This is a genomic window from Marinomonas sp. BSi20584 (assembly GCF_002792415.1).
Taxonomy (GTDB): Bacteria; Pseudomonadota; Gammaproteobacteria; order Pseudomonadales; family Marinomonadaceae; genus Marinomonas; species Marinomonas polaris.
Genome location: NZ_KZ454870.1, coordinates 114,156 through 139,348, shown reverse-complemented (window position 1 = coordinate 139,348; position 25,193 = coordinate 114,156). Strand labels below are relative to the sequence as shown.

Sequence of the window (25,193 nt, the reverse complement as noted above, 5' to 3'; positions counted from 1 at the left end):
CAGCCCAATGAAAAAACTTATCAACAAGTATTCAGGATAGAAATTGGCGAGCATTCTACCGAAAATCGAGCGCGGACTCCATTTATTTCAGAGATCAAACAAGATAGAGCCTCAGTAATTCAAGTGAAATTTGTCTTTAAGGTAAGACAATCCCTCGCTCTTTTAAAATACGCTCAACGGTATCGACTGTTGCCTGTGTATGCGCATCTATTTCAAGATTCACTTTATCGCCAACCGTCAAACTACTAAACGTCGTTAATCTTAGGGTTTCAGGAATCAAAGAAACCTCTAGCCAATCATTGCCAATATCACTGATCGTCAAACTTGCGCCATTTAAACCGACATAGCCTTTATTGAATAAGTAACGTCTAGCGTCTACTTCATTTTGGCGATCAGTCGTAAAACGAATATGAACGCTTTCTTCAATTTTTTCGATGCGTGATACGGTGACAGACGTCATGATGTGCCCGGACATAACATGACCGCCAATCTCGTCACCCATTTTTGCCGCGCGCTCAAAATTAACGACATCTCCAGTCTGCAACAAGCCAATATTGGTGAGTGCCAAAGTGGTATCAATAACATCAAACGTTAGTACGTCATGACCAATTTCCGCCACCGTAAGACAAACACCATTTATCGCCACACTGGCACCAAGTTGCTGGCTCAGCATAACCCCAGCAGGAAAAACTATTTCAAGACGCTTATTTCGACCGACCTGACTCTCTGCCTGAACAGTCGCTTTGCCCTGAACAATACCCGTAAACATAAAACGCCCTCATTTTCAGGTGAAAATATAAACACATTAGCCAAATAACATACGTTAAATCAAAGACTGCAGAAGAAATGAACACCCATGACCAAAGCAGCATAGTGACTGGTTTTGCGTAAGTTATCAAAGATTCACCAATAGGGTTATCCACAGGTTACGGGGATAACCGACATTCAATCCAATAACTAAAAATCTAACCCCTACTAATGCGCCCAATTTATCGTTTTTCAAGCACTAGCAGAACAATAGTTAAATAAAAAACAACCATCCACAAAATAAAATACGCTTTTATCACTTAATTTAGGTATAAAAAAACCGCTTAAAACAGCGGTTTTTCATCACATAAAACAGAACTAAATCATCAAAAAACTAGTCAGATAATGCCTCGATCATGCCTTGTGTCACCAAGGTAATACCATCTGAATTTCGATAAAAACGCGCTGCATCAGCAACCGGATCTTCACCGATAACAGTACCTTCAGGAATACAACAATCAGAATCCACGACCACTTTATTCAAGCGGCAATGTCGACCAATATCACAACGAGGCAATATCACCGACTTATTAACATGAGAATAAGAGTTCACTCGAACATTATTAAATAAGATGGATTGCTCAACCGTTGAGCCAGATACAATACAACCCGCGGACACCACAGAATTCAGCGCGGTGCCAATTCGTTCTTCGTAATTGTAATTAAACTTAGCCGCTGGACGCTGATATTGGGCAGTACGAATCGGCCACTCTTCATCGTATAAATCCAATTCAGGAACCAAACGAGTCAAGTCCATATTAGCTTCCCAATAGGCCGTCAAAGTCCCTACATCACGCCAATAAGGCTCATCTGGATAGCTCTTATTGTCAATGACACTGTTAGCAAAATGGTGGGCTTTAATTTTACTGCGACCAACAAACAAAGGGATTAAGTCTTTACCAAAGTCATGGCTCGATGCATCGTCACTCGCATCAGAACGCAAATTATCAGATAAAAATTTAGTGTTAAAAATATAAATCCCCATGCTCGCAAGCGATACATCCGGCTTACCTGGCATAGTGGGAGGATTCGAAGGTTTTTCCTCGAACGCAATAATATTGTCGTTTTCATCCACGTGCATGATGCCAAATTGATCAGCTTCTTTCAGCGGCACTTCTATGCAAGCCACAGTGACATCAGCTCCGCTTTCGATATGATCTTGTAGCATGAGACTGTAATCTTGCTTGTAAACATGGTCACCGGCAAGAATCAAAATATACTCACTTTCTAGGCCATCAATCATGGTCAAATTTTGATAAACAGCATCTGCAGTACCACGATACCAATCACTGCCAGTCTGCTGCTGAGCAGGCCATAGCTCAATGAATTCGTTGAAATCTGAACGAAGAAAGTTCCAACCCCTTTGAACATGTTGATTTAGAGTATGGGAGCGGTATTGAGTTAGGACTGCAATACGACGCATGCCTGAGTTGATACAGTTAGATAGCGGAAAGTCTATAATTTTATATTTACCTGCAATAGGTACTGCAGGTTTAGAACGATTATCTGTTAATTGTTTTAATCTTGAACCACGTCCACCGGCTAGAATAATGGACAGAGTTTTCATACGCGCCGTATTTAAATCCATGTGATGCCCTTAAAATTTTTATCAACACACTCTATTCGAAGTTTCATTTAGGTATACTCTTATCACTATTCCAAATCAATAAGATGCCTAATAATGAAAATACTATTTGCTGCCTCCGAAATTTACCCCCTAATTAAAACCGGTGGCTTAGCCGATGTAGCTGGCGCCCTACCCGTTGCTTTGAGAAAAAAAGGCCACGATGTCAAACTTATCATGCCTGCTTACCAAGGCATACTCGAAAAGGTAGCGCCAATTCAAAAGAGTATCAACCTAGGAAATCCATTTGGCGTTGGAGATTTGTTACTTCTTGAAACTCATATCCCCGAAAACGATACACCAATTTGGTTACTACAATGCCAAGCACTGTATGAACGTGAAGACGGGCCTTATGTAGATAAAAGTGGCATAGACTTTGAAGATAACCATATACGATTTGCCGCGCTATCATGGGCTGCAGCTACGTTAGCACTTCATGGACACCTTATGGATTGGCAGGCAGATATACTTCATTTAAATGATTGGCAAACGGGTTTTGCTGCTGCTTATCTTGAAAGTTGGAAAGTTGAACACATCCCAGTTGTCACGACCGTACATAATTTACGTTATAACGGTAGTTTTGATATGAATCAATTTTCCGCCATGCACTTATCACCAGAATTACTCAGTATGCACGGCATGGAGTTTTATGGCCGATTCTCTGGCCTTAAAGCTGGACTAGTCTACGCGAACGCTGTGACCACAGTCAGTCCCACTTATGCCAAAGAGATTCTCACCCCAGAGTATGGAGACGGTCTAGATGGCACACTCAGAGCGATGCAAGACAGGTTAGTTGGCATTTTAAATGGTGTCGACTACGATCAATGGTCACCAGAGAAAGACGCTCTAATCCCACATAATTACGGTATAGACACACTCAGTCAAAAACAGGCTAACAAGCTCGCTTTATTACAGGAAAATGGTCTATCAGAAGACCTCAACCAGCCAGTATTTGGTGTTGTTAGCCGACTAACAGAACAAAAGGGATTAGATCTTGTTTTGCAAGTTATGCCAACTCTGTTAGAAAAAGGCGCTCTACTTGTAGTATTAGGTTCAGGAGATAAATATTTAGAATCTCAGTATTTAGAACTTCAAAATAATTACCCAAACCAAGTCTCAGTTCGTATCGGATACTTTGAAGATTATTCTCATCGTATCCAAGCAGGTATCGATGCGCTACTAATTCCGTCACGTTTTGAACCTTGTGGCTTGACGCAACTCTATGCACTTAAATACGGAACTTTACCCATAGTAAGACAAACTGGTGGCTTAGCTGATACGGTATTCGAAGAAGGTGAGCGTGCGAATGGTTTTGTCTTTAAGGAAGCCTCAACAATGGCTTTACAAGCAGCGATGGAGCGCAGTATGGAGTGTTTCTATGATACTAATCGTTGGCGAGAAAAACAAAAAAATGCGATGAGTTATGACTACAGTTGGGATGTAGTGACAGATCAATGGATTCGCCTCTATGAATCACTGATTCATCAAAAGTAATCAATAAAAACAAAGGGATATCTCATCATATATCCCTTTTTAATTCATTTAAATTAACATTTACTTTAGAGTTATACCTGCTCGGCTACGGGCTTCCCATTCCTGTACACCATCAAGTACTGCCTGTTCAGTGAAGCCTTCTTGTTTCATTTCCTGCAAAGCAATAGCAATCTTGCGCTTAACACCGTTAACGTTGCAAGGTGACTTCTTAGACATAGTCAGATACAAACCTTCACTGCTGATATAAGGCAATACAGGAATGACGGCATCAGACAAACCCAACATAGTTGCATAAGCATGCGCTGGATTTTTTTCATACAAGACATAATCTACTCGATCCGCAGCCAACATCCTTAACGCTTGTGACAAGCTGGCTACCGCCAATATATTAAGGTTATGTTGAGCATATTGATCAAACTCTTGTCCAAAACTGTTATTAATAACAGTCACTCCCCACTTTCCAACCAGATCTTCTTTTCGACTAAATGAAAAAGGTTTGTCCTTACGCTGCCAAACCACACTTGCAGTATGTAACATCACTGGCGTGAAATAATCCATATAATCGGCTCGCTCGTTTGTATAAAAAGCACCAGCCATAAGATCAACACGACCATTCTTCACTTCACCTTGAGCTCGTGACCAAGGCCCAACATGAATAAGTCTAATAGGGATATCAATACGACGACTTAATTCATCAATGATAAGACGATTAACGCCATGTAACTCTGTTGAAGTGGACGTTTCTCGCCACAAAAAAGGAGGGTATTCTGAGTTACCAGATGCCGTAAGAGAGGCACAAGAAGACAAGTCGTCTTGTGCGAAAGCGATATCAGTATTAAAAAAAGTCACCGCTAATAAACAGCAAACCATGTGTGTGTGCAGCCGCATACAGCGCCACTCCCTTACAAATAAAATTCAAACGATAAGCGAAGCTTTTTTCTTTTGCATATATAAGGTGGTGTTATTTCTAAGAAGCATTTTAATTCACTTCTCATCTCGACAACTTTTCCCAAATCGCCTTAATATCCTAAGTCCATAAAGGCACCAATAACCTTCAACAACAATTACTTAACTTTAAAAATGAAAGTAATCTGTTTATTTTCAACAGCCTAAAAGGCTATATAAGAACTAAACAATTATCAATCTTCTTTTCTAGTTTCATATATATGAATTTAGAAAGGCCAAAAACATGAAGTACTATCTTTTGGCTCAGTACCTAAAATAAACGCTAGCGGTGTCTTGTCTTTACAGCGGTCTGCCGCGATTTCAAACTTACTATCTAAGACATTGTAGCGAGCGGCACCGTTAGGCAAAGTATCAGGTAAAGACCTCGAGTTTACATTTTTGGTGAAATCCACCCACACTTTTAATGCGCCGCTACTACCAGTAATGCTTAACGGTACGTTATTATCATCACCAAGCCATACCGTAGACGAATAATCACCAGTGATTCCGACAAACCAACTGTCTTTTTGCTGGTTTGTTGTTCCCGTTTTAGCCGCAAAATTTAGATCTGGAAAAGCAGCTTGAGCCGCCTTAGCTGTACCGATTTTTGGTGTTTTTGTCATACCATCCAAGGTCACAGCAAGTAAGGCATCAGTAAAAGGCACATCATTATGCTGATCAAATCGCTTCATGAGCTGATCCTTCTGATCCATAACAGCAAGCACGACCCCCAACTCACTACTCTTTCCTTGAGAGGCAATAGGTTGATATAGACGAGATACTTCAAAGGGAGATAATTCTAGTGCTCCCAGAGCCATCGCTGGATGCATAGTAAAAGGTCGTTTTACACCCAACTGTCGCAAGGTATCACCCACTCGATCAAAACCGATTTGCTGTGCTAATGAAACAGTCGCTAGGTTATAGGATTTCGCCATCGCCTCATAAAGATGTACGACACCATGAGTTCTTCTATCGTAGTTCTCAGGTTCCCAAACCTGACCACCTATGTTAAAGCGCAGTTTTTTATCTTCAATTTCAGTCCACCATGTATAGCGTCCAGTTGCTAACGCAGATAAATAAAGCGGTGGTTTCACCAATGAACCGATAGGCCTAACCGCCCCTAACGCTCGATTAAAACCAGTATAATGCTGTCCACTAGAACCAACCACGGCACGTACTTGCCCATTCAGCCTATCCGTAACAACCATAGCGCCTTGCAGACCATTTAATTTAGGATCACGCTTTTCCAATGCTGCCACTTGACGCTGCATCGCTAAACTTGCCGCTCGCTGTGCTCGTATGTCGACCCCAGTATAAATGCGTAAGTTTTTCGTCGCTAAAGTAGTTTCATCAAAATCTCGCGACAATTGCATAGCAACCAAATCTAAATAATCGCCAAACACTGAGCGTTCTTTTTGCTTATCAGCAAGTCGGATAGGTTGCTTTATAAGGCTATTGTAATCAACATCAGATAAACGGCCTTGGTTTTTCAATATAGCCAGTACGGTATTACGGCGATCTTTTGCACGATTTGGAGATCGCTCAGGATTGTAAAGAGATGGGCCTTTAACCATACCAACTAACAGAGCAAATTCATCGATATTTAGTTCATTCAACGGGCGACCAAAAAAATGCTGGCTAGCCGCAGCAAAACCATGCAAGGCACTGCTGCCCAACTGAGCTAAATACACTTCGTTCATGTAAGCCGTGATAATGGCCTCTTTCGAATAATGGTACTCAAGCAGTAAGCTCATCACCACTTCAGTCAGCTTTCGCGTGTAAGTTCGCTCAGAACTCAAATACATATTCTTCACAAGCTGCTGAGTTAAGGTAGAGCCACCTTGGCGTCGTGAGCCATGAGTTAAGTTAACTAGCGCAGCTCGCGCAATACCAGTCGGAGAAATTCCCCAATGCTGATAAAAATCCTGATCCTCTACCGCAATCAAAATATCAATCAGGGGCTTAGGAATATCATCATATGTTAAAATTTGACGGCTTTCTGTATTACCGCCATACAAGAAGCCAATACGCTGAGGCTCTATCCTTGCCTCGTCTATTTCATCACCATTCAATGCTTGAATAACTAAGCGACCATCTTGGAACGAAAAAATACGCCTTTCACTTTCATGAAATCCCAAATGATCAACATAGGAACGCAAATGTGCACTGACTTTCGTTTGACTACGAGCAGCCCAGCCAACGTTTTGACTATTTCGACCAAATCGGTAACCAGTTTCTTCCAATAAACTTTCGAGGTCTTGCTTTTTCCAAGGTGCTCCACTTGATAATATAACAGGTGCACTGTAGACCTCTGAAGGCACTTGCCATTTCTGCCCTTCAAAACGGCTAACAACTTGCCCATTTAGCCACCATACCCAACCAGCGAAAGGAATACTTCCTATCAAAGCAATAATTACCCCCCATTTAAAAAGGGCACAGAACAGCCTCTTCAAAAAGGAAGATTGTGATGTTTTTTTCTTTTGAGTCGGGGACTTACGTGAAGATTTTGCCGGAGTTTTTTTAGTCATAGCGGGTAAGTATAGGGAGCTTGCCGAAAGCAAGCAACGACCTAAAATCAACTAACTCAATTCTTGCATATTGACTCATCGCTCATAGCGCTTTAGAGTCTTTGCTCACGGAAAGTTTATTTAACTGACATTTTGCTGAACTTTATTCACTTAGTCAGCGGTAGAATTGAAAGAAAACACCACTAAAATGTGAGGATTTTTGTTCTCACTCTAGTTCGCATGATTATGGAAAGCGTCAATTCTACTGAAGTAAACAACATTCATTATAAAAAAGTGCGGTAATCACGTGTTTAATAAATACCTTATCCCTGATGCGCAAAACCTTCCTGAAGGCAAAGCATTAAACATAACAGTAGAAAAATATAACTTTTTAGTAACTAAGCAACAAGGTCAAATTCTTGCTTATGAAAACTTATGCCCTCATCAAAAAAAGCAACTTAATTGGTCTTCTGATCCTGCGTTAGATGAGGAAGGTGATTATTTAAAATGTCATCATCATGGCGCTCTTTTCTCTCCACTAGACGGTACATGTATTACCGGCCCATGCCAGGGAAGCCACCTCAAAAAAGCGACAGTCGGTATAGAGCAGGGCAACTGTTACTTGTTATTCGCCTAGCTAGATTCCCTACCTTATAAAGGTTAAACAAGACGCTTTTAGTAGCTAACAGCCTATGTTTACAAGCTAGGCTTAGCGTCTTGTTTTCTAGCTTTTATGGCTTTACTTAAGTAGTTTTCTGTTAATAAATTTCATTTATCTACTATTGAAAATCCCTATCAGCACAAAGCAACACCATTCCCTATCCGCAACCTAGAACTAGAAAAGGACGAAAGCTCTGTCTTAGTCCAAATCAAGCTCGCTGAAGCTCTCTCCTAAACACCAACTAACCTTAAACAAACTTATGCAGGCTTAGCCCAAAAAGCAGCTAATTTGGGTTTAATAACAAGAGACATCAGCACGGAAATAGCCAATCCAGCAGGTAAGGCTGAAACAAACGTCACAAGCCAAAAATCAATAAAATCTTTTAGCACCATAAAGCCGTGTAGATTCATGGTTGTCACAACGGCCATGATAGATTCCATCAATACCGCCATAATAAGTCCAAACACAATATTTTTCTTCACAGACGACAAACGTGGAAAAACTAAATTAACAAGGCGATTAATCATAAAGGCAATGACACCGCCAATTGGCGCAATACATAAAACACATAGAGCAAAAGAGGAAAGCCAAGCCCCCATAAAGCCATCAGTAAAACCAATATTCTTCCAAGTCATTAGTAGGGTTAAAGAACCTCCTATAGCAATAACAAAACTAACGATAATAGCAATTTTTTGAACTTTCTTTGACATAGATCTGCTCGCAGTGAATGATAAGGTTAATACGGTAAATTAAATTGACAAAGTCAACTATATTAAATTATGTTGACATAGTCAACTACATTGGAATTTTCTATGCAGCATTACGAGTCAGAACTACAAACTCTTCTCATAAATACAATCGGTGGATTAAAAGCTTCAATGAAAAACATCATGAAAGAAAAAGGATTACCACTCTCTCCTTTATATTTTATGATTCTGAAACATATCCATGAGACAGAGAACTGCACGGCAAATTATCTTGCAGATATAACCGAAAGAGACAAAGGCCAAGTCACTCGATTGGTTCAAGAAGTAGTGAACCAAGAGCTTGTTATTAAGACCCAGAATCCACATGATAAACGTAGTCAGTTTCTTCTATTAACCGAGAAAGGCTTAGGATTTTATCAACAATTAGCAAAAGCAGACAAAGCGGTTCTAAAAGAAATGAGAGCAGATGTTAGTGATGAAGAACTGAAGAAATTCTTAGAAATTGGCGCAAAAATGCTAACAAATTTGCACGCTATTAATGACAAAGTGTAGAAGAGGTTTAAATTAAACCTCTAATGCTAGATCACCTAAAAATATACGCATTACTCTTTCTCGTCTTTTGCCCTCCAACCGCGCTGAAGGCGTATTCAAGCTATCTGCAATATGAAACAACTTGTTATAAAAATGGTCTATAGAATAAAACGTATCATCAGGCTCTCGTATTTCGCAAAACGGGTCATTAAGGGAATATAAAGGACGATTTAGTGCTCCACTTACTTGCATACATCGAGCAATACCGATTGCACCCAATGCATCTAACCGATCAGCATCTTGTACTATTTTAGCTTCAGGAGTTTCTGGCGAGATATTGGCACTAAAACTATGAGCGCGAATAGCATGATGTATCGCACCATAATATTCGCTTGGATAATGAATTGAGGCCAAGAAGTTAATAGCTCTATCTCCTGCCAATGTAGAGGCTAAATGACGCTCTGGATGGTTTTTAGGCAAAGAAACGCAATCATGCAGCCAAGCAGCAGGAACCACAACAGCCAAGTCTGCTCCCTCTTCAATCGCAAGTTGTTTTGCTACTTTTACCACTCGGGAAATATGGTTCAAATCATGAGCAGAATCCGCATGCCCTTGAGCTTGCAAAAATACACTGCAACGGTGTTCAAGTTCGGATAAAAAATCTAATAACATCGTTTTTCCAAGAGAGACAAAATAGCTATGTAAAAATGAAAAGCCTACCCCAGTCCTATAAAACAACACAACGAAAAAAGGCTTTGATTCAAAAAATCAAAGCCTTTGCTTTTCTTAAATACTCGTTATTAGAAAGTATAACCAACACTTGCCATGAAGGTAATAGGATCAATATCAGCGTTAAAGGTTCCTACTGTTGTATGCACATCAGTATTAATATCCATGTACCAGAGAGACGCGTTAGCAAACCAGTTTTCAGCAAAATTGACATCAACACCTACTTGAGCAGCTAGACCAAAAGAATTATCGAGACTCACATCAGTACCAGCCAATGCACCTTTACCTTTTTCATCAAAGAAAATAGTATAATTCAAGCCAGCGCCAATATAAGGACGGATTTTGCTATTTGCCTGACCAAAATAATATTGCGCCATTAAAGAAGGCGGTAAATGCGATACTTCAGCCACTTCACCTAAACCTTTAGTCGATACCTTATGAGTAAAAGGCGAAGCAGCTAGCAACTCAACACCAAACTGATCTGTCAGCATGTAGGTAAGAGTAACGCCAACTTGAGTATCGCTATCAAGCTCCAATTCACCTTTATTCAATACATCATCACTGCTTTCGTTTGGCATCACTACTGCAAGGCCTGCACGAGCAAAAACATCCCCTGCATTATGAGCCAATGCAACTGATGAGCAAAGCGCAGAAACAAGAGCGACAGGAAGTAGAGCTTTCATAATCGATTCCTTTTTTTGATCAATAAAATGTCTGTGACAAAAAAGGTAACAGGATGAAAAATAAAATTATTAATCTAGATCAAGGTTTTGCGGTAACTCAAAGGACAATGTCGACAATACCCTAGGTAGGTCAACAAAAGATCAACTACCTAAATCAAATCACTTTTCACTCAATCTTGCAGATAAAAAGACCCGTCCGATAAAAGATCAGACTGCACACACTAGTAAACCAAAGAAAATAATAAAGTAAACTATTTTACCATTCACCTATAAATCGGTAAACTTTGCGAAAATTTTCATCTGGAATAAACCAATATGCCAATATTAATTGCAGTGACCTTACTTTGGGCTTTTTCGTTTAGCTTGATTGGGGTGTATCTTGCCGGTCAGGTCGACGCCTGGTTCTCTGTTTTAATGCGTGTAACACTTGCAACTGTGGTTTTTTTGCCCTTCTTAAAACTACGTCAGATTGAAGCAAAAATCGCTTTTAAATTAATGGTATGCGGCGCTCTACAGCTTGGCATTATGTATGGGTTTTATTATCAATCCTTCCTATATTTATCCGTTCCTGAGGTTTTACTATTTACAGTTATGACACCACTATATGTCACTCTAATTAATGACATGCTAGATCGCCGTCTTAATATAGGCTTTGCCATTAGTGCAATCTTAGCCATTCTTGGAGCTGTTGCCATTCGCTACCAAGGAGTAGACGAAGGGTTTATTAAAGGATTGTTAATCGTTCAAGGTGCTAACATTTGCTTTGCTTCAGGACAAGTTGGTTATAAACGTATTATTGCAAAGGAACGCCCAGATCTATCACAACGTACGGTATTTGGCTGGTTTTTCCTTGGAGCCTTGGCCGTTGTTATTCCTTGTTTCTTAGCATTAGGAAATCCAGATAAACTACCAACAACAACGCTTCAATGGTCAATTTTGACTTATCTTGGCATAGTTGCTTCTGGCTTAGGTTATTTTGCTTGGAATAAGGGCGCTACAATGGTGGATATTGGCACTCTTGCTGTTGCTAATAACCTTTTAATACCTGCTGGAATTGTCGTCAATGTGATTTTTTGGAACAGAGATGCCGATATTTTACGTCTAGCCATTGGTGGCGGGGTTATATTATTGGCACTTTGGGTAAACGATAAATTCAACCAAAAGTACGCCAAAGCACAAACCGACACTTAACTAAAATACGATGGATCAAAAAAACGCCCAGATTTTCATTGGGCGCTTTTTTAATTTATTAAAGTACATGTGCTATTCAACAAGCCAAACCTGTAAGGCTTTTTTCGCTTCTTTGTCTGCTTTATTGAACCAAAATTGAAACATTTCCAGCTGGATATTAGCAACTGTTGGCTTATACATATCATCTGCTATCCAGATACGCGCATCTTTACGAGTCACTTCGTCGGATTGATTATACCAAAATTGCATCATTTCTAACGCAACGTCTTCTGTCATAATAACAGGAGCAGGTACTGGACCAGAACCAGAACCAGAACCAGAACCAGAGTTAGTATTGCTCGGTGAATTTTTGGCGGTTAGTCGCTCAATTTCTGTAACAAAATCACGGGTGTTCTGAAGTCCAGATTTAGTTTTCAAGCTTTGTTGTTTGTAGTCAACATCTTGACCATTTACGTTATCATAAATCGTAAATTGTGGGTCTTTGGCATTGGCCTCGGCCTGCTTTTGAGTCGATATATAAGGTGCTTTCAGCGTAAAATAGGTATTCTTTTCAAACTGTAAATCCAAAACAATTGGTTCAGATTGATATTTTTGTGTATCACCACCGCTTCGCAACAACTTGTTAAAACGCACAACTATCTGATGCTGACCTTCATCAATATCTACTTTAAAATCATTACCAAAATGACCTGCGCTTTCAAGATCGACATACATGATCTCAAAAGACCGTGGCACTTCAAATGTGGCAGCCATAGCTGGTAAAGTAACAAAACCACACCACAAAGCACCAAACGCAATAAAACGATTTCTTACTTTCATTTAACACTCCTTACAACACATAACAACATAGAGAACAAATCTAGCATATAGTTGTCTTTTATTTGCTTGGTTTACTTTACTTAGAAATCACTTGCTAGATTTTGTCTTTTTTCATCACAAAAAAGAGACAAGACGAAGGCTAAAATTGAAAAATCGAACAAGCATATCGCTATAAAATACAACTAGCGATTGATTAGTATGAATCTTTAATACTCATTATTTGTATCTAAAAAGGACAATGGCACAAGATTATGCCAAATAACACTCAAGTAGACCTAAATCATAAGCTCACTTTAAGAATAATTGAGCTGTCTATTATTACCATTTTTTTTGCTCTGATATTTCGACCTTTAATTGTTGATCTGCCAATTCAATTTACAGTAATCATTTTACTAGACTTAGTAATAGTCACAGCGCTATATGTAATTGTTCGCTTCTATATTCTACCCAAACTAGAGATTATTCTTTCTCTATGTACCGCCGTTATCATCCTTCTTCCCACATTAGCACTCTCGGGAGGAGTCAATAGTCAGGCAGCCTGTATTTTACCCTTATGCCCTATTTTTGCAGCTCTAATTGGGGGTTACCGCGAATCATTAATTATTACGATCATACTTGCCCTAGGCGTCATATTAGCGACCATTTTTAGTCAGCACATTACCGATTTAACAGGGGAGATTCACTCTCAACAAAAATCAATCGATCGAGGTTTTTGGTTAACAATTTCCATTATTTTTAGTGGCGTCTTTGGCCGCTTCTTTTTAAAAAGGTACGCTGAACTTACACAACAGCTGAAAAATGAAAATATCCAAGACCCCTTAACAGGATTATTCAATAGAAGAGGCTTAAACCTTCATTTTAGTACAGAGTTAGACAATGCAAACACGGCTAATTTGCCTTTAAGCCTTATTCTCATTGATATTGACTACTTTAAAAAAATAAACGACATGTATGGTCATGATATTGGTGATGTATGTCTGATAGAAATAGCTAACACCCTCTCACAAGCAATAAGAAAAAACGACATTATTGCCCGATTTGGAGGAGAAGAGTTCATCATTATCTTACCAAACACAGCAAAACATGATGCAGCCGTCATAGCGGATAAATTGAAAACGACAATAGAAAAACAAAAATTCAGTAAATTTAGCCTTGCACTCACGATCACACAAGGACTAACTGAGCGCCATCAAGATAATGATAACGCTCTAAAAATGATAAAACGCGCAGACAAAGCACTCTACAGAGGTAAAGATAAAGGACGTAATTGTGTAGAACTATCTGAGTAAACTATCCCTTATAAATGTCAGGCTGCCATTTTTGCATAAAGGTTGATGGTGAACTTAATGGTGTATAGCCAAACTGTTGATACAAGCTATGCGCATCTCGGGTTGCCAACAAGATTCTTCGTAATCCCTGTAGCGATGGGTGGTCATGGACTTCTTGCATGAGCCATTTTGACAACCCTTTACCACGATGAGCTTCATCAATAAAAACATCGGCCAAGTACGCAAAAGTTGCCTGATCCGTTATCATTCGAGCAAAACCAACTTGCTTACCTTCAGACGAAAACACACCAAAGCACAACGAATTATCTAAGGCCTTTTTAAACGTTTCTTTAGGGATGCCTTCCGCCCAATAAGTGCTTGATATATAAGTATGAATGGCATCAAAATCCATTTCTTCACGATGACTACTAACTCGATAACCTGAAACCATCTCCACCTCCAATATTGTCTTAAGTATTATTTAATCTCTCTTGCGCCACCGACTGTATTTAGAATGTACCCCCCGCGTAAAAGCCGACGAATATTCTTCAAGAATATCGACACCATATAATATAGCGACTACGATAAAAGACAGCTTTATCGCCACATAAGAGCCAATAATAGCAATGCACACACCGATTGCGGCCAGAGTCCAAATCGTCGCAGCCGAGGTAACACCAATAACCGCACCATCTTTAGACAACATAACTCCAGCCCCCAGAAAGCCAATCCCCGTAATCACCTGACCTATGATTCGCGATGGATCTGTAGTCTCAGCAGCAACAAACATCGACGATGCAATAAACACATAAGTCCCCAATACGATTAACGCTGAGGTTCTGATTCCTACGGGCTTACCTCTCAGTTGTCGCTCTAAGCCAACAATAACGCCACAAAAAATAGCAGTAGCAATCGAGCTCCAATTATAGGGAGCAACGGAAAATAACGATTCTAAATTCATATAATCTTTCTTAGGACAAACGCCATAACTAGAAGAATACAAGGAACGATAGCTCTCTTATAATGTACTGAATTTTTGACGTTAATACAGTTATTAATCAGGCATCAGATTAAAAATAAATAGAAAGGAGAAATATCAAGACTGGTACAAGAAGAGAGTATAAAGATAAAAAGCCTGTCATCAATTTTTGTGGCAGGCTTAAAAAACAGCTAAATATCAAAATCTAACAAAGCTGAGCTGAGACCCTTACCATGTATATCGAGAGCCAAAGAGCGAGTAACACCACCACCTAACGCTTCATACATAACAAAATTTAATGCACCGATAGCCGGTAGTTCGTAGCGCACAACTTCACCAGAGACAATATCACCAAACCAATTTTGTACTTTCTCTGCCGTCACAGCGTCTTTAATCAGCACATAATCATTAATGTCATAAACAATAAGAGAGATGTTTGAGATATTGCCCTTATCACCTGTACGGGAATGAGCGATGTCACGTAATTTCATTGCTTAACCCTCTAAAATTGTAATCATAGCGTGAACCTGAGATCGGGGAATCAAACTAGAATCCATAGCTAGTACTTCTTTCGCAGACTTCATAACACCACCGCCACCCGCAGGTCCATTGGTGTATAAAGTTTCAACTTCATTACCTACCGATATAGCTTCTTCTAATGTTGAGCAACGAACCGCTACACGAGCACGAATTTCATAAGGTTCATTTTGAGCTGATCTTGTTTCACCATGTAATGCATTCACGCCAATTAAATCATAGCGAGCTTCAACAGGCTCAAAGCCACAAATAGCAAAACGCTCTTTTACAATATCAAGCGCTAGTTGACCTCTAGCTACCGCATTTGGTCCTGCATACGAAATTTCACCTTCGCCAATAAAACCATCGTTATACCCTACAGACACCTTTAATGTATCTGTTCGAGGCAAACCACTTGCGTCTTTTACAGCAACACGATTCTCAGCTTCTTGTTGAAAAGTGACATTTGAGAAATCTGCAACAACATCAGGAGTAAAATACTGATCAGGTCGGTGGATTTCATACAACAGCTGCTCTTTGCAAGTGGCTTCACAAACCACACCACCAGAACCTTCGACTTTTGTGATAATCGCATCACCAGACTCCTCAACCTCAGCAAGAGGAAAACCAAGACGAGCCAAATTCATCACATCCTTAACACCAGGATCAGCAAAATACCCGCCAGTTATTTGGCCTGCACACTCAAGCAAATGACCTATGCACGTACCTTTTCCCAATTTCCTCCAATCATCTCGGGACCAACCAAACTCATGCACCATAGGAGCAAGAAACAAAGAAGGGTCAGCAACTCGACCTGCAATCACCATATTGGCTCCGCTTTCCAATGCTTCAACTAAGCCTTCAATCCCCATATAAGCATTAGCCGATAAGATATCTTTGCCACTGTGAGATAAAGCAACACCCGCCTCTATCAGCTTTAAATCCAATCTCTTCAGTTCAGGCAACACATCGTCACCAGTGACCACCGCCACTTTAAATGACTTTAAGCCCAACTCCTTAGCAACACTCATTACCACATGTCCAGCTGCAATAGGATTAGCAGCGCCCATATTAGTAATAATCCGCACCTCGTTCTTATAACAGCTTGGCAGTACTGCTCTCATTCGAGCTTCTAACAATTCGTTGTAACCTTTGCTCGCGTTCTGCTTTTTTTGCTTTTGACCTATGGCGATGGTTCGCTCAGCAAGACATTCAAATACTAAATAATCTAATTGACCTTTTTGAGCCAACTCTACCGCTGGCTCTATTCGATCACCTGCGTAACCTGCACCAGAACCAATTCTGATTTTTTTCATGCTCTTATTTGATCCAATAAATTATTAGAAAAGCGCCAGTATAAGTGCACTACAGAAGGGAAATATCACCAAATAATAATGATAAATCCCCTTCGGCTTAAATACTTAATGCACCCGTAATCACAGCAACTAAAGTCATCACCATAGTCACTAAAAACGCTAATGGAATGGTCTTCTTTTGGTGATCAGCAAGATCAACACCCGCTAACCCAACTAATAAGAAAGTTGATGCAGTCAAAGGACTCACTGGAAAACCCGTTGTCATTTGACCGAGTAAAGCACCGCGAGCTACTTCAATACCACTTGCTCCTAAAGCTTCAGCCGCATGCGCTAAAACAGGCAACACTCCGAAGTAATATGAATCAGGGTCAAACAACAAACTTGCAGGCATAGATGTAATAGCAGTCAAAAGAGGAAAATGTGCACCTAGACTTTCTGGAACAATACCCACCAGTGAAGTTGCCAATGCTTTAATCATGCCTGATCCCTTGAGGATGCCAGTAAACACGCCCGCGGCAAAAATAATTGAAATCATCAAAATAGCTGCGTGACCATGGGCCGTAATACGAGCTTGTTGTAACTTTACATTCGGGTAATTCACCAACAAGGCAATAGGTAAAGCAATAACAAATACAGCCGGTAAAGGCACACTTTTCGTAACCAGTGCCGTCAAAGCACCTACTGTAAGTAATAAATTAAACAGAAATAACTTAGGACGTTTTAGGTTAGCTTTGTCCTCATCTTCGCTATCATCAATACCAACAAACGATGAACCACTCCCCAACGTGCCGGCATTTGTCAAACGCACTTTTTCTTTTTTACCCAACCAAAAAGACACAGCAAGAACAGTTAATACCCCTGCTCCAAGCGCAGGAATAATTGGGTTGAATAGCTCAGAGATATCGATACCTAATGAAGAAGAAGCTCGTAATGTTGGGCCACCCCAAGGCACAATATTCATCGTGCCAGCCCCTAATGCAGCAATACAGGCAAGCACTTTACGATCCATTCCTAATCGATCATAAATAGGTATCATGGCAGGAATACAAACTAAAAAAGTAGATGCACCAGAACCATCCAAATGCGCTAACATAGCAATCAGCGCAGTACCAACCGCGATTTTGATTGGATCTTGTCCGCCAAATTTAATGATCCCTTTAATCATTGGATCAAACATCCCAGCATCATTCATCACAGAAAAATACAAAATAGCGAATGTCAGCATAATTCCGGTAGGTGCCACGCTTTTCAGCCCGTCTAAAATATAACCACCTAATTCAGAACTTAAACCCGCCAATAATCCAAACACGATAGGAACCAAAACTAAGGCCACAACGACCGACATACGTTTGGTCATGATAAGCGTCAATAACACCGCTATGGTGCAGAAACCCCAGAATGCCAACATTGAGCAACTCCTTATTATTATATTTGAAGCAATGTGACTGCTTTCAAAGATGAAAGCGAACATAATCAGGCTTTATTTCTACCATTAAACAAGTAAAAGACTCCAATCGAAAAAACAAATGAGCTTAATGGATATTCAAATTAAAAAAACAAAAACATATTTAAAAATCAAATAGGTATATATTAAATTCAAATAAAATTAAAAAATATTACACCGTCACATCGCCATAATTTGACGCTTACAACTTAGATGGTTAGTATCGTTTTGAATAAAAATGATTTAATGAGAATCAACCTAAACGCATAAAAAAGAAAAATAATGAATTTATCTATAAAACAGTTACGTGCATTTTTAGCGCTAAGTGACCATGATAGCTTTACTCAAGCGGCCAAGCGCTTTAATCTTTCACAGCCAGCTTTTAGTACCTTAATTGCCAGTCTTGAAGATGAAATCGGTTACCGTTTATTTGATAGAGATACACGTAAGGTTGAGTTAAACGCTAATGGTATTCATTTTATCGAAATCGCACGCCGCCTCATCTTAGATTACGATGAAGCCATCAATGAAATTGAAGCTCGAGCTTCAGGAAAAGATGGCACACTAACATTGAGCGTACTACCATCGCTCGCGGTAGAATGGCTACCTGAAATACTAGCCCAATACAGCACGATGCACCCACAGACCCAAATAAAATTAAATGATACTCAATGGAATCAATGCCTCAAATCCATTGTAAATAGCCAAGCAGATTTGGCGCTCACTGCCAGCCAACCCGCTACTAATATTTTTGATTCCCGCTACCTATTCTCGGATAAATTTTATTTACTATGTCACGTCAATCACCCTCTGGCACAAAACAAAAAAGTGAAACTCAACGATCTTTACAAATATCCATTTATTGGCTTTAGTCAACGTACAAGCATCCGCCAATACACAGACAAGCTATTTGAAAGCCAAGGAAAACAAATTAAGTACTCTTTAGAAGTGCAACAACTCACGACCATGATGGGGCTTATTTCTGCTAACTATGGTATTGGCATTACCAGCGGTTTAACGTTATTTCAATTTAAGCATCAAAATATTGCTATTGTGCCTTTTGAAGATGTCGATTTAGAAAGGGAGATTTATTTAGTGAGCTTGAAAAACAGAGCCCAACCTAGTCATGTAAAACTGTTTTCAGATTTTATTATAAATGAGGCCAAAAAATTCAACTCAAAAATAAAAACCATACAAGAATAGTTGTTTACGAAATATCAATAAAAAGGAATACCTTTTGGCATTCCTTTTTTAAAAGAATATTTAAATGGGAAAAGTAGTTACTTACCCATTAAATCCGCTTTAATAATATAGAGTCGATTCGAATCAATAGTGTTTTTATCAAGGTGCTTTTGTTCTAGTTTGCCTTTGGTCGACCAAGTAGCAAAATCATCATCGTTCAGCACACCAAGATGATGTCCATCAATCACCCACAAACCTTCCATTTTATCGTGCGGATAAGCAACGGCTTTCACCATATCTACCACTAATGTTTTGTTAACTGGTTTAATTCCCTTTTCTGCTAACGCTTCCCAGCCATTTTTAATAGTGAACTGCTCTAACGTTAAGCCATCAATCATTAACCCATGGCTCTCATCACGAGTAATAGAAGAGGACAAAGCGACATTAGAAAGCGACGTTCCTGTGCTTAAGTCAATACGATAAATATGCTTTTGAGCATTCGGCTTAGCTTTCGATTCACCATCTGGACCTCCGAAAAGAAAAGCACCATCTCGCTCGATAACCAAAAACTTATTAGCTGTTAAAGTAGATATTTCAGAATTAGAGTTTTCATTTTGTTCTTGGCGATACAAATACTGTTCAGTTTTACCTGTGATTAAATTCACTGTCACAATACGAGTCAAATCCGATTTTTGTGCAGCTTTATCAGGGTTCTGCAGCGTCGATTGCATCATACCTACTAAGGTAGTTTCATCTGGTGTGATGGCTAAACCTTCCATACCTCGGTTAGCACGACGATGCTGAAATACGGCAGGCAGGTGATAAATATCACGGCTGTCATCTTTAAAGGCATTAATACGACCAATCTCAACACCATTACTGTCAAAGTGGACAATATGTGGACCATATTCATCACTCACCCAAAAAGTTCCGTCTTTCAGAGCGACTAAACCTTCACCATCTAAACCGTAATCGTCTAATTTAATTGCGTTGGTTGCTTTGTCATAAGGCTTATTATCATTCATTAAAACAGGTTGACCATTTGAATGATAAGGCGTTTCCCCTGTACCACCTAACGCCGACGTATTCGGCAAACCGGAAATCAAACTACCTTCTGGGCGTTTCAGTAAAATACTTTTTACCATCGAAACCTTGCCATCAGCAGAAACTTCAAACAAACCGATACGTGGAGTATAAGACGCCACAGGGAAGCTCTTACCTTTACCATATTCACCACTATAATCAGCATTCGGCCCACGGTCAGTTAGAGCATAAAACTGGTTAGCTTGATTAGGGTTCGCTGTCATGGCAGAACCAAAACCACCATTACGAATTTCAAATGGCTGATTCGTTTTACTATCAATCAGATCATCACGCAATACGGAATACGGTAACTCACTACCTTGCTTTGGGAAGTTATCTACAAAACTAGACGTCGGTGCCGTTACTAAATTATTCGCGCAACCCGATAAAACACCAACAGAAACCAAACTTGCCAACCAGACCTTACTTGTCATTTTTTTACCCCTTTAGTGAAATTACACATCAGTGCATTTTATGATTCTCACTTAAAGATAAAGACTTGCCATGACGGTTTGATGAATAGGCATAAAAAAGCCCGAGCATTGGCTATCAATGACTCGGGCTGAGGTTACTATTTTTGATATAGCTTAATACGGCTTATTGACTCAATGCTCCTGTCGGACCACCACCACGATGATCTCCTCCAGTGTAGATATCATCGTCTTCGTTGACTGCATTTTTACCAGCATCCCCCTTTTTAGCAGGTTCAACTTTAGCGGCACTGGCAGATCCAGTCAGTGAACCTGTAGGACCACCACCACGATGATCACCACCGTGATAACCATTATTCGAAAATAACGAGCATGCTGTTAAATTCATCAAAACTATGGCAATGACCAACAGTTTTATCCTTTGATTTACTACTTTCACACAGATACTCCGTTAAATATCACTGGCTCATGTAAAGTAACCTAGGAGCAAAAGACAAATTTGGTCCATTCTATTCAAAATCTTCAAAAGCCTAAGATTTGCTATCAAACTTTGAATTTATCGCTCACCTCTTTAATCACATGAGCCTGATCTTCTAACAAAGCCATTTGTTCCGCTGTATGAGAAGAATCCTCACCAATGTTTTTAGCAAGTTCGGCAATACCAACAACGTTTTTAGCAATATCACTAGCTACCTGAGATTGTTGGTAGGCTGCGGTAGAAACCTGAACATTCATTTGTGTCAAATTTCTAATTGATTGGCTGCTAGAATGAATAATCTCATTAATTTTTGCCATTGCCTCAACAACTGCTTCTCGTCGTTTAAGGGATTCGCTCATTTCCTCTGTCGCCTTTATAGCACTAAGTTGGAGCTTATCAAGTATGTCTTTAATCTCTATCGTACTTTGTTGACTACGTTGAGCCAGCCCTCTCACTTCATCTGCTACTACAGCAAAACCTCGCCCTTGCTCACCTGCTCTGGCAGCTTCAATGGCGGCATTCAAAGCCAAAAGATTTGTCTGTTCCGAAATGCCTTGAATAACCCCAAGCACCAAATTAATTTCATCAACGTTCGCACCCAAAACCCCAATTGATTGCTCAACCGTATTCAATACCAAGCTTAATTCTTCAAGCTGATTACTTGATAGCTGAACCTGCAGCAAAACCTGCTGAATTTCTTTCTCGGTGCTTTCAGCCGACAAACGCGTAGACTCAGCATTTCCAGCAATCTCATTAGAGTTTGCTTTCATTTCTTCAATCGCACTAGCTACTAAATTAGTTTCATTGATTTGACGATCAGATACTTTAGTCAATTTTTTCCTCTGTTCATTAGACTTAACCGAAATACCAATCAATGCACTACTTGAACGTTTTAGGTGACTGATATCAACCGACATTGTTGCTAAAAAAGTATTAAAATCAGAAGAAATTTGATTCAAAATATCAATTGAACTTGAAGGCAATTTTCTAGTTAAATCGCCCTCTCCGTTAGCTAATTGCTTAACTGCAATACTTAGGGTATCTAGCGGACCTAACACTGTTCGCGAAGACAATAAAACCATCCCGGCAAGCATAGCAAAAACACCTGCTAAAATAGCGAAAGCAACAAACAAACTGTCGCGCTGAATCATGCCCATCGAGTGATTTATTTCTGAAGTAATCTTATCTGCACTATCAATATAGAACCCAGTACCAATGACGACATCCCATTTTTTAATATAAACAGCGTAACCATATTTTTTAATAGCCTCTTTTTCACCAGGCTTCGGCCAATAAAACTCACTAAAGCCATTTCCTATAGTTGCTGTGTCAATAATATCTTTGATAATAAAATTGCCATACTGGTCTTTTAAATCAATAACATTGACCAATTGAGCACCAGCACCATGCATCAACCTCATACCTTTAGTGTCATAGGCATATAAGTAACCATCCCCACCATCAAATTTATAGGTTTTTAACAGAGCCAACGCACCTTCAAGCCCTTCCGTTCCCGGTTTATTTATTTCAGGCTGAATAAGACTGATAGAAGAATCAATGACTGTTACTAATCGTTTTTTTTCAGTTTCAATCGTAGCATCTCGTACAAGACTAGAAATACCATCATTCACGCTATCTAACGTATGAATTTGAGTGACAGCACTGATAATGGCAATTAATAAAAATGGGACAAACGCTAGAAAATAGATTCTTAGTTTAAGGGAGGAGAGCATAGAGAACGATCCTTATGTGAATGGTAAAGCCACAACCTGTAGCCATTTATTGCGAGCAATTTAAAACAATATTTCGTTTTTATCTAGCGCCTAAGAAAAAAACTATAGAATTTAATAGTAAAATAACTCACAAAAAAAATGATATGAATAAAAAGCTAAGGAAGTAGAGCTACTGACCTTTAGGATCAATTAACTAGTAAACATCATCGCGATTGTATAAATAATTCGATTTAAGCCAGTCTAAAAAATCTTTCCCATCCGTACTTTGTTAACTATGGACTCTAAGTCTTCAAACAAAAAAGGTTTACTTAAAAAAGTGTTCATTCCTGATTCAAGACATTTCCGTTTTACACTCTCCTCTACATGAGCAGTCAGAGCAATTATCGGTGTTTGATTAAAGCCTTTATCTTTCTCAATCTGTCTAATAGCAACTGTGGCTAAAAAACCATCCATTTCAGGCATATTACAATCCATAAAAATAATATCGTAACGCTGGGAGCTATTAAATTTCTCCAGCGCCATTACACCTGTTTCAGCCAAATCTACAGAACATCCCAACTTTAAGAAAAATTGCTCGCAGATCATTTGATTTACTTTATTATCTTCGGCCAACAAAATATGCAGTGGCCGTTGCACATCACTTATTTCGAATTTATCTGTAGACTCTAATAAAGGTTGATTCAACACATCTTCACTAGGAAGTATGAATGGCAGAGTTACGGTGAACACACTTCCTTTACCAACGATGCTCTCAACCGACATAGTCCCACCCATGAGGTCCACTAAACGTTTAGTAATGCTTAACCCCAACCCAGTACCTCGGATATTGGGATTAAAATGACTAACCTGATAAAACTGTTCAAAAATTTTCTGCTGGTTTTCAGGAGATATACCAATACCTGAGTCCCTAATGGCAAAAGATAAAATGATAGTGTTTTTTTCATCACTTTCCTTACAAGAAACCTCAATAGATATTTCACCTTCATCAGTAAATTTAAACGCATTCCCAACAAGGTTATAGAGGATTTGATGAAGCCGATAAGGGTCACCTCGTACTAATTCTGGAATATCATCGATAGCACAAGTTAGCTTTATTGGCTTTTTATCAAACTGAGGGGAAAGTAATAACATCACTTCATTGATGACATTGCGTGAACTAAATGGAATTTTCTCTAATTCCAACTGTTCTGCATTAATCTTGGAGTAATCTAGAATATTATTAATAATGTGCATCAATGTTCGGCCAGCATTATTGATTACTGTAACTTGCTGTTGTTGCTGCTCATTAAGGTCGCTCATAGACAGCAATTGGGCCATCCCCAATACCCCATTCATTGGTGTGCGTATTTCATGTGTCATTGCCGCTAAAAAATCGGCTTTTGCTTGCCCTGCACGCTCGGCTTCAACCTTCGCTTTTTCTAGCTCTTCCGCCTGTTCTGAAAGTTTAAAATTATCATTAAGTGCCTGCCAGTAAACATGATTTTGCTGTTTTCCAGTCATAAAAATAAACAGACCATAACCAACAATTAAAGCCGCAACAATCAAGTTACCTGGCTCGTTTAGCAGCAACCCAGCCGCTAAAGCAAAAGGAAAACAAATTAATACGAAATAACTGCGCATTATTTTATACGAAGGCGCTAATACAGTGACACCTCCTATACTAATACCAGCTGCGGCCATAACATTTACTGTCACGGCTAAATCGATAGTCGGGTTAACGTAAAAAAGCCAAGCAGAACCACTTACCCACACAATAGCGGATGAATTGTAGATAAAAGCATAACGAAAAAAGTACGAAGAGATATCAATATCATGAGCGGAAGAGACTTTAAAAAACAAAACCAGACGATATATTTGCGACAGCAAAAAGCAGCCAGAAAAAAACGCAATAATATCTAGGTGTTCACGAGCTGCCGAAGAGCTAAAAACAGAGGCCCAAAATGCTAGTAAATAAAATGCCCCGCCATATCGAGAGCGTCTAGCTAAATCCTTTAAGCTAATACCATTGAGTTGTTGATCACCCAACGTAAAACGTGAATTATTCAATAACGTTCTCAGATTAAAT

The 25,193-nt window shown here is 39.4% G+C and carries 23 protein-coding genes; 6 read left to right on the top strand and 17 right to left on the bottom strand.

Features of this window, described 5'->3' with window-relative positions; translation table 11 throughout:
- Positions 1 to 136: 136 nt before the first annotated feature.
- Both TY87_RS03450 and glgC read right to left on the bottom strand, forming a co-directional pair.
- Positions 137 to 769, bottom strand: coding sequence for a riboflavin synthase subunit alpha (locus TY87_RS03450; RefSeq protein ID WP_072839608.1), 633 nt, complete (start codon positions 767 to 769; stop codon positions 137 to 139).
- A 372-nt stretch (positions 770 to 1,141) separates the two neighbouring features.
- On the bottom strand, positions 1,142 to 2,395 hold the full coding sequence (glgC, locus tag TY87_RS03445; RefSeq protein WP_100185995.1) for a glucose-1-phosphate adenylyltransferase: 1,254 nt from the start codon (positions 2,393 to 2,395) through the stop codon (positions 1,142 to 1,144).
- Between the two features lie 93 nt (positions 2,396 to 2,488).
- Between glgC and glgA the strand changes: the two genes are divergently transcribed.
- Positions 2,489 to 3,925 carry a glycogen synthase GlgA gene (gene glgA / locus TY87_RS03440; protein ID WP_100185994.1) on the top strand — a complete coding sequence of 479 codons (1,437 nt, stop codon included), beginning with the start codon at positions 2,489 to 2,491 and terminating at the stop codon, positions 3,923 to 3,925.
- Positions 3,926 to 3,985: 60 nt separating this feature from the next.
- On the opposite strand, the gene TY87_RS03435 is transcribed toward glgA, so the two are convergent.
- Together TY87_RS03435 and TY87_RS03430 are read right to left on the bottom strand one after the other, a co-directional pair.
- Positions 3,986 to 4,813, bottom strand: a complete 828-nt coding sequence (locus tag TY87_RS03435) for a substrate-binding periplasmic protein (RefSeq protein ID WP_100185993.1) — start codon at positions 4,811 to 4,813, stop codon at positions 3,986 to 3,988.
- A 284-nt stretch (positions 4,814 to 5,097) separates the two neighbouring features.
- Positions 5,098 to 7,275, bottom strand: coding sequence for a transglycosylase domain-containing protein (locus tag TY87_RS03430; RefSeq protein WP_232617055.1), 2,178 nt, complete (start codon positions 7,273 to 7,275; stop codon positions 5,098 to 5,100).
- 409 nt (positions 7,276 to 7,684) lie between these two features.
- Here TY87_RS03430 and TY87_RS03425 point away from each other — a divergent pair, with 409 nt between their 5' ends.
- Positions 7,685 to 8,014, top strand: a complete 330-nt coding sequence (locus TY87_RS03425; RefSeq protein ID WP_072839604.1) for a Rieske (2Fe-2S) protein — start codon at positions 7,685 to 7,687, stop codon at positions 8,012 to 8,014.
- Positions 8,015 to 8,295: 281 nt separating this feature from the next.
- Here TY87_RS03425 and TY87_RS03420 read toward each other — a convergent pair whose 3' ends face one another.
- Positions 8,296 to 8,748, bottom strand: a complete 453-nt coding sequence (locus tag TY87_RS03420) for a DUF2798 domain-containing protein (protein ID WP_100185992.1) — start codon at positions 8,746 to 8,748, stop codon at positions 8,296 to 8,298.
- A 102-nt stretch (positions 8,749 to 8,850) separates the two neighbouring features.
- On the opposite strand from TY87_RS03420, the gene TY87_RS03415 reads away from it, so the two are divergent.
- Positions 8,851 to 9,297 carry a MarR family winged helix-turn-helix transcriptional regulator gene (locus TY87_RS03415; RefSeq protein WP_072839602.1) on the top strand — a complete coding sequence of 149 codons (447 nt, stop codon included), beginning with the start codon at positions 8,851 to 8,853 and terminating at the stop codon, positions 9,295 to 9,297.
- A 12-nt stretch (positions 9,298 to 9,309) separates the two neighbouring features.
- Here the strand turns inward: TY87_RS03415 and TY87_RS03410 are convergent, their stop codons facing one another.
- On the bottom strand, positions 9,310 to 9,948 hold the full coding sequence (locus TY87_RS03410) for an HD domain-containing protein (protein WP_100185991.1): 639 nt from the start codon (positions 9,946 to 9,948) through the stop codon (positions 9,310 to 9,312).
- A gap of 128 nt (positions 9,949 to 10,076) precedes the next feature.
- A complete protein-coding gene (locus tag TY87_RS03405; RefSeq protein ID WP_100185990.1) occupies positions 10,077 to 10,688 on the bottom strand; it encodes an OmpW family outer membrane protein in 612 nt (203 codons plus the stop codon).
- Positions 10,689 to 11,003: 315 nt separating this feature from the next.
- On the opposite strand from TY87_RS03405, the gene TY87_RS03400 reads away from it, so the two are divergent.
- Positions 11,004 to 11,879, top strand: a complete 876-nt coding sequence (locus tag TY87_RS03400) for a carboxylate/amino acid/amine transporter (protein WP_100185989.1) — start codon at positions 11,004 to 11,006, stop codon at positions 11,877 to 11,879.
- 72 nt (positions 11,880 to 11,951) lie between these two features.
- Here the strand turns inward: TY87_RS03400 and TY87_RS03395 are convergent, their stop codons facing one another.
- Positions 11,952 to 12,698, bottom strand: a complete 747-nt coding sequence (locus TY87_RS03395) for a YccT family protein (protein ID WP_100185988.1) — start codon at positions 12,696 to 12,698, stop codon at positions 11,952 to 11,954.
- Between the two features lie 251 nt (positions 12,699 to 12,949).
- Between TY87_RS03395 and TY87_RS03390 the strand changes: the two genes are divergently transcribed.
- On the top strand, positions 12,950 to 13,987 hold the full coding sequence (locus tag TY87_RS03390; RefSeq protein ID WP_100185987.1) for a GGDEF domain-containing protein: 1,038 nt from the start codon (positions 12,950 to 12,952) through the stop codon (positions 13,985 to 13,987).
- A gap of 1 nt (position 13,988) precedes the next feature.
- Here TY87_RS03390 and TY87_RS03385 read toward each other — a convergent pair whose 3' ends face one another.
- The 5 genes from TY87_RS03385 to TY87_RS03365 all read right to left on the bottom strand — a co-directional run bounded on the left by TY87_RS03385 (position 13,989) and on the right by TY87_RS03365 (position 18,185).
- The gene (locus tag TY87_RS03385) at positions 13,989 to 14,417 is read right to left on the bottom strand and encodes a GNAT family N-acetyltransferase (protein WP_072839596.1); all 429 of its coding nucleotides are present in this window, start codon (positions 14,415 to 14,417) and stop codon (positions 13,989 to 13,991) included.
- A gap of 30 nt (positions 14,418 to 14,447) precedes the next feature.
- Positions 14,448 to 14,927 carry an MgtC/SapB family protein gene (locus tag TY87_RS03380; protein WP_072839595.1) on the bottom strand — a complete coding sequence of 160 codons (480 nt, stop codon included), beginning with the start codon at positions 14,925 to 14,927 and terminating at the stop codon, positions 14,448 to 14,450.
- A 209-nt stretch (positions 14,928 to 15,136) separates the two neighbouring features.
- Positions 15,137 to 15,436, bottom strand: coding sequence for an AtuA-related protein (locus TY87_RS03375; RefSeq protein ID WP_072839594.1), 300 nt, complete (start codon positions 15,434 to 15,436; stop codon positions 15,137 to 15,139).
- 3 nt (positions 15,437 to 15,439) lie between these two features.
- Entirely contained in the window at positions 15,440 to 16,777 is a 1,338-nt protein-coding gene (locus TY87_RS03370; protein WP_100185986.1) for an acyclic terpene utilization AtuA family protein, read from the bottom strand.
- 97 nt (positions 16,778 to 16,874) lie between these two features.
- A complete protein-coding gene (locus TY87_RS03365) occupies positions 16,875 to 18,185 on the bottom strand; it encodes a CitMHS family transporter (protein ID WP_072839592.1) in 1,311 nt (436 codons plus the stop codon).
- A gap of 318 nt (positions 18,186 to 18,503) precedes the next feature.
- Between TY87_RS03365 and TY87_RS03360 the strand changes: the two genes are divergently transcribed.
- Entirely contained in the window at positions 18,504 to 19,424 is a 921-nt protein-coding gene (locus TY87_RS03360; RefSeq protein WP_100185984.1) for a LysR family transcriptional regulator, read from the top strand.
- 77 nt (positions 19,425 to 19,501) lie between these two features.
- Here TY87_RS03360 and TY87_RS03355 read toward each other — a convergent pair whose 3' ends face one another.
- The 4 genes from TY87_RS03355 to TY87_RS03340 form a co-directional block, all read right to left on the bottom strand.
- A complete protein-coding gene (locus tag TY87_RS03355) occupies positions 19,502 to 20,920 on the bottom strand; it encodes an esterase-like activity of phytase family protein (protein WP_100185983.1) in 1,419 nt (472 codons plus the stop codon).
- A 163-nt stretch (positions 20,921 to 21,083) separates the two neighbouring features.
- Positions 21,084 to 21,356: a hypothetical protein gene (locus tag TY87_RS03350; RefSeq protein WP_100185982.1), complete on the bottom strand. Its 273-nt coding sequence runs from the start codon at positions 21,354 to 21,356 to the stop codon at positions 21,084 to 21,086.
- Positions 21,357 to 21,460: 104 nt separating this feature from the next.
- On the bottom strand, positions 21,461 to 23,128 hold the full coding sequence (locus TY87_RS03345; protein WP_072839588.1) for a methyl-accepting chemotaxis protein: 1,668 nt from the start codon (positions 23,126 to 23,128) through the stop codon (positions 21,461 to 21,463).
- Positions 23,129 to 23,368: 240 nt separating this feature from the next.
- Positions 23,369 to 25,174, bottom strand: a complete 1,806-nt coding sequence (locus TY87_RS03340) for an ATP-binding protein (RefSeq protein WP_100185981.1) — start codon at positions 25,172 to 25,174, stop codon at positions 23,369 to 23,371.
- Positions 25,175 to 25,193 lie beyond the last annotated feature (19 nt).

What these genes read in the sequence shown, in the direction of transcription:
- TY87_RS03390 (WP_100185987.1), top strand. Translation starts at nt 12,950, where the DNA reads ATGCCAAATAACACTCAAGTAGACCTAAATCATAAGCTCACTTTAAGA.
- TY87_RS03375 (WP_072839594.1), bottom strand. Translation starts at nt 15,436, where the DNA reads ATGAAATTACGTGACATCGCTCATTCCCGTACAGGTGATAAGGGCAAT.
- TY87_RS03420 (WP_100185992.1), bottom strand. Translation starts at nt 8,748, where the DNA reads ATGTCAAAGAAAGTTCAAAAAATTGCTATTATCGTTAGTTTTGTTATT.
- TY87_RS03450 (WP_072839608.1), bottom strand. Translation starts at nt 769, where the DNA reads ATGTTTACGGGTATTGTTCAGGGCAAAGCGACTGTTCAGGCAGAGAGT.
- TY87_RS03435 (WP_100185993.1), bottom strand. Translation starts at nt 4,813, where the DNA reads ATGCGGCTGCACACACACATGGTTTGCTGTTTATTAGCGGTGACTTTT.
- TY87_RS03415 (WP_072839602.1), top strand. Translation starts at nt 8,851, where the DNA reads ATGCAGCATTACGAGTCAGAACTACAAACTCTTCTCATAAATACAATC.
- TY87_RS03410 (WP_100185991.1), bottom strand. Translation starts at nt 9,948, where the DNA reads ATGTTATTAGATTTTTTATCCGAACTTGAACACCGTTGCAGTGTATTT.
- TY87_RS03400 (WP_100185989.1), top strand. Translation starts at nt 11,004, where the DNA reads ATGCCAATATTAATTGCAGTGACCTTACTTTGGGCTTTTTCGTTTAGC.
- glgA (WP_100185994.1), top strand. Translation starts at nt 2,489, where the DNA reads ATGAAAATACTATTTGCTGCCTCCGAAATTTACCCCCTAATTAAAACC.
- TY87_RS03355 (WP_100185983.1), bottom strand. Translation starts at nt 20,920, where the DNA reads ATGACAAGTAAGGTCTGGTTGGCAAGTTTGGTTTCTGTTGGTGTTTTA.
- TY87_RS03385 (WP_072839596.1), bottom strand. Translation starts at nt 14,417, where the DNA reads ATGGTTTCAGGTTATCGAGTTAGTAGTCATCGTGAAGAAATGGATTTT.
- TY87_RS03405 (WP_100185990.1), bottom strand. Translation starts at nt 10,688, where the DNA reads ATGAAAGCTCTACTTCCTGTCGCTCTTGTTTCTGCGCTTTGCTCATCA.
- TY87_RS03365 (WP_072839592.1), bottom strand. Translation starts at nt 18,185, where the DNA reads ATGTTGGCATTCTGGGGTTTCTGCACCATAGCGGTGTTATTGACGCTT.
- TY87_RS03370 (WP_100185986.1), bottom strand. Translation starts at nt 16,777, where the DNA reads ATGAAAAAAATCAGAATTGGTTCTGGTGCAGGTTACGCAGGTGATCGA.
- TY87_RS03360 (WP_100185984.1), top strand. Translation starts at nt 18,504, where the DNA reads ATGAATTTATCTATAAAACAGTTACGTGCATTTTTAGCGCTAAGTGAC.
- TY87_RS03395 (WP_100185988.1), bottom strand. Translation starts at nt 12,698, where the DNA reads ATGAAAGTAAGAAATCGTTTTATTGCGTTTGGTGCTTTGTGGTGTGGT.
- TY87_RS03380 (WP_072839595.1), bottom strand. Translation starts at nt 14,927, where the DNA reads ATGAATTTAGAATCGTTATTTTCCGTTGCTCCCTATAATTGGAGCTCG.
- glgC (WP_100185995.1), bottom strand. Translation starts at nt 2,395, where the DNA reads ATGGATTTAAATACGGCGCGTATGAAAACTCTGTCCATTATTCTAGCC.
- TY87_RS03345 (WP_072839588.1), bottom strand. Translation starts at nt 23,128, where the DNA reads ATGCTCTCCTCCCTTAAACTAAGAATCTATTTTCTAGCGTTTGTCCCA.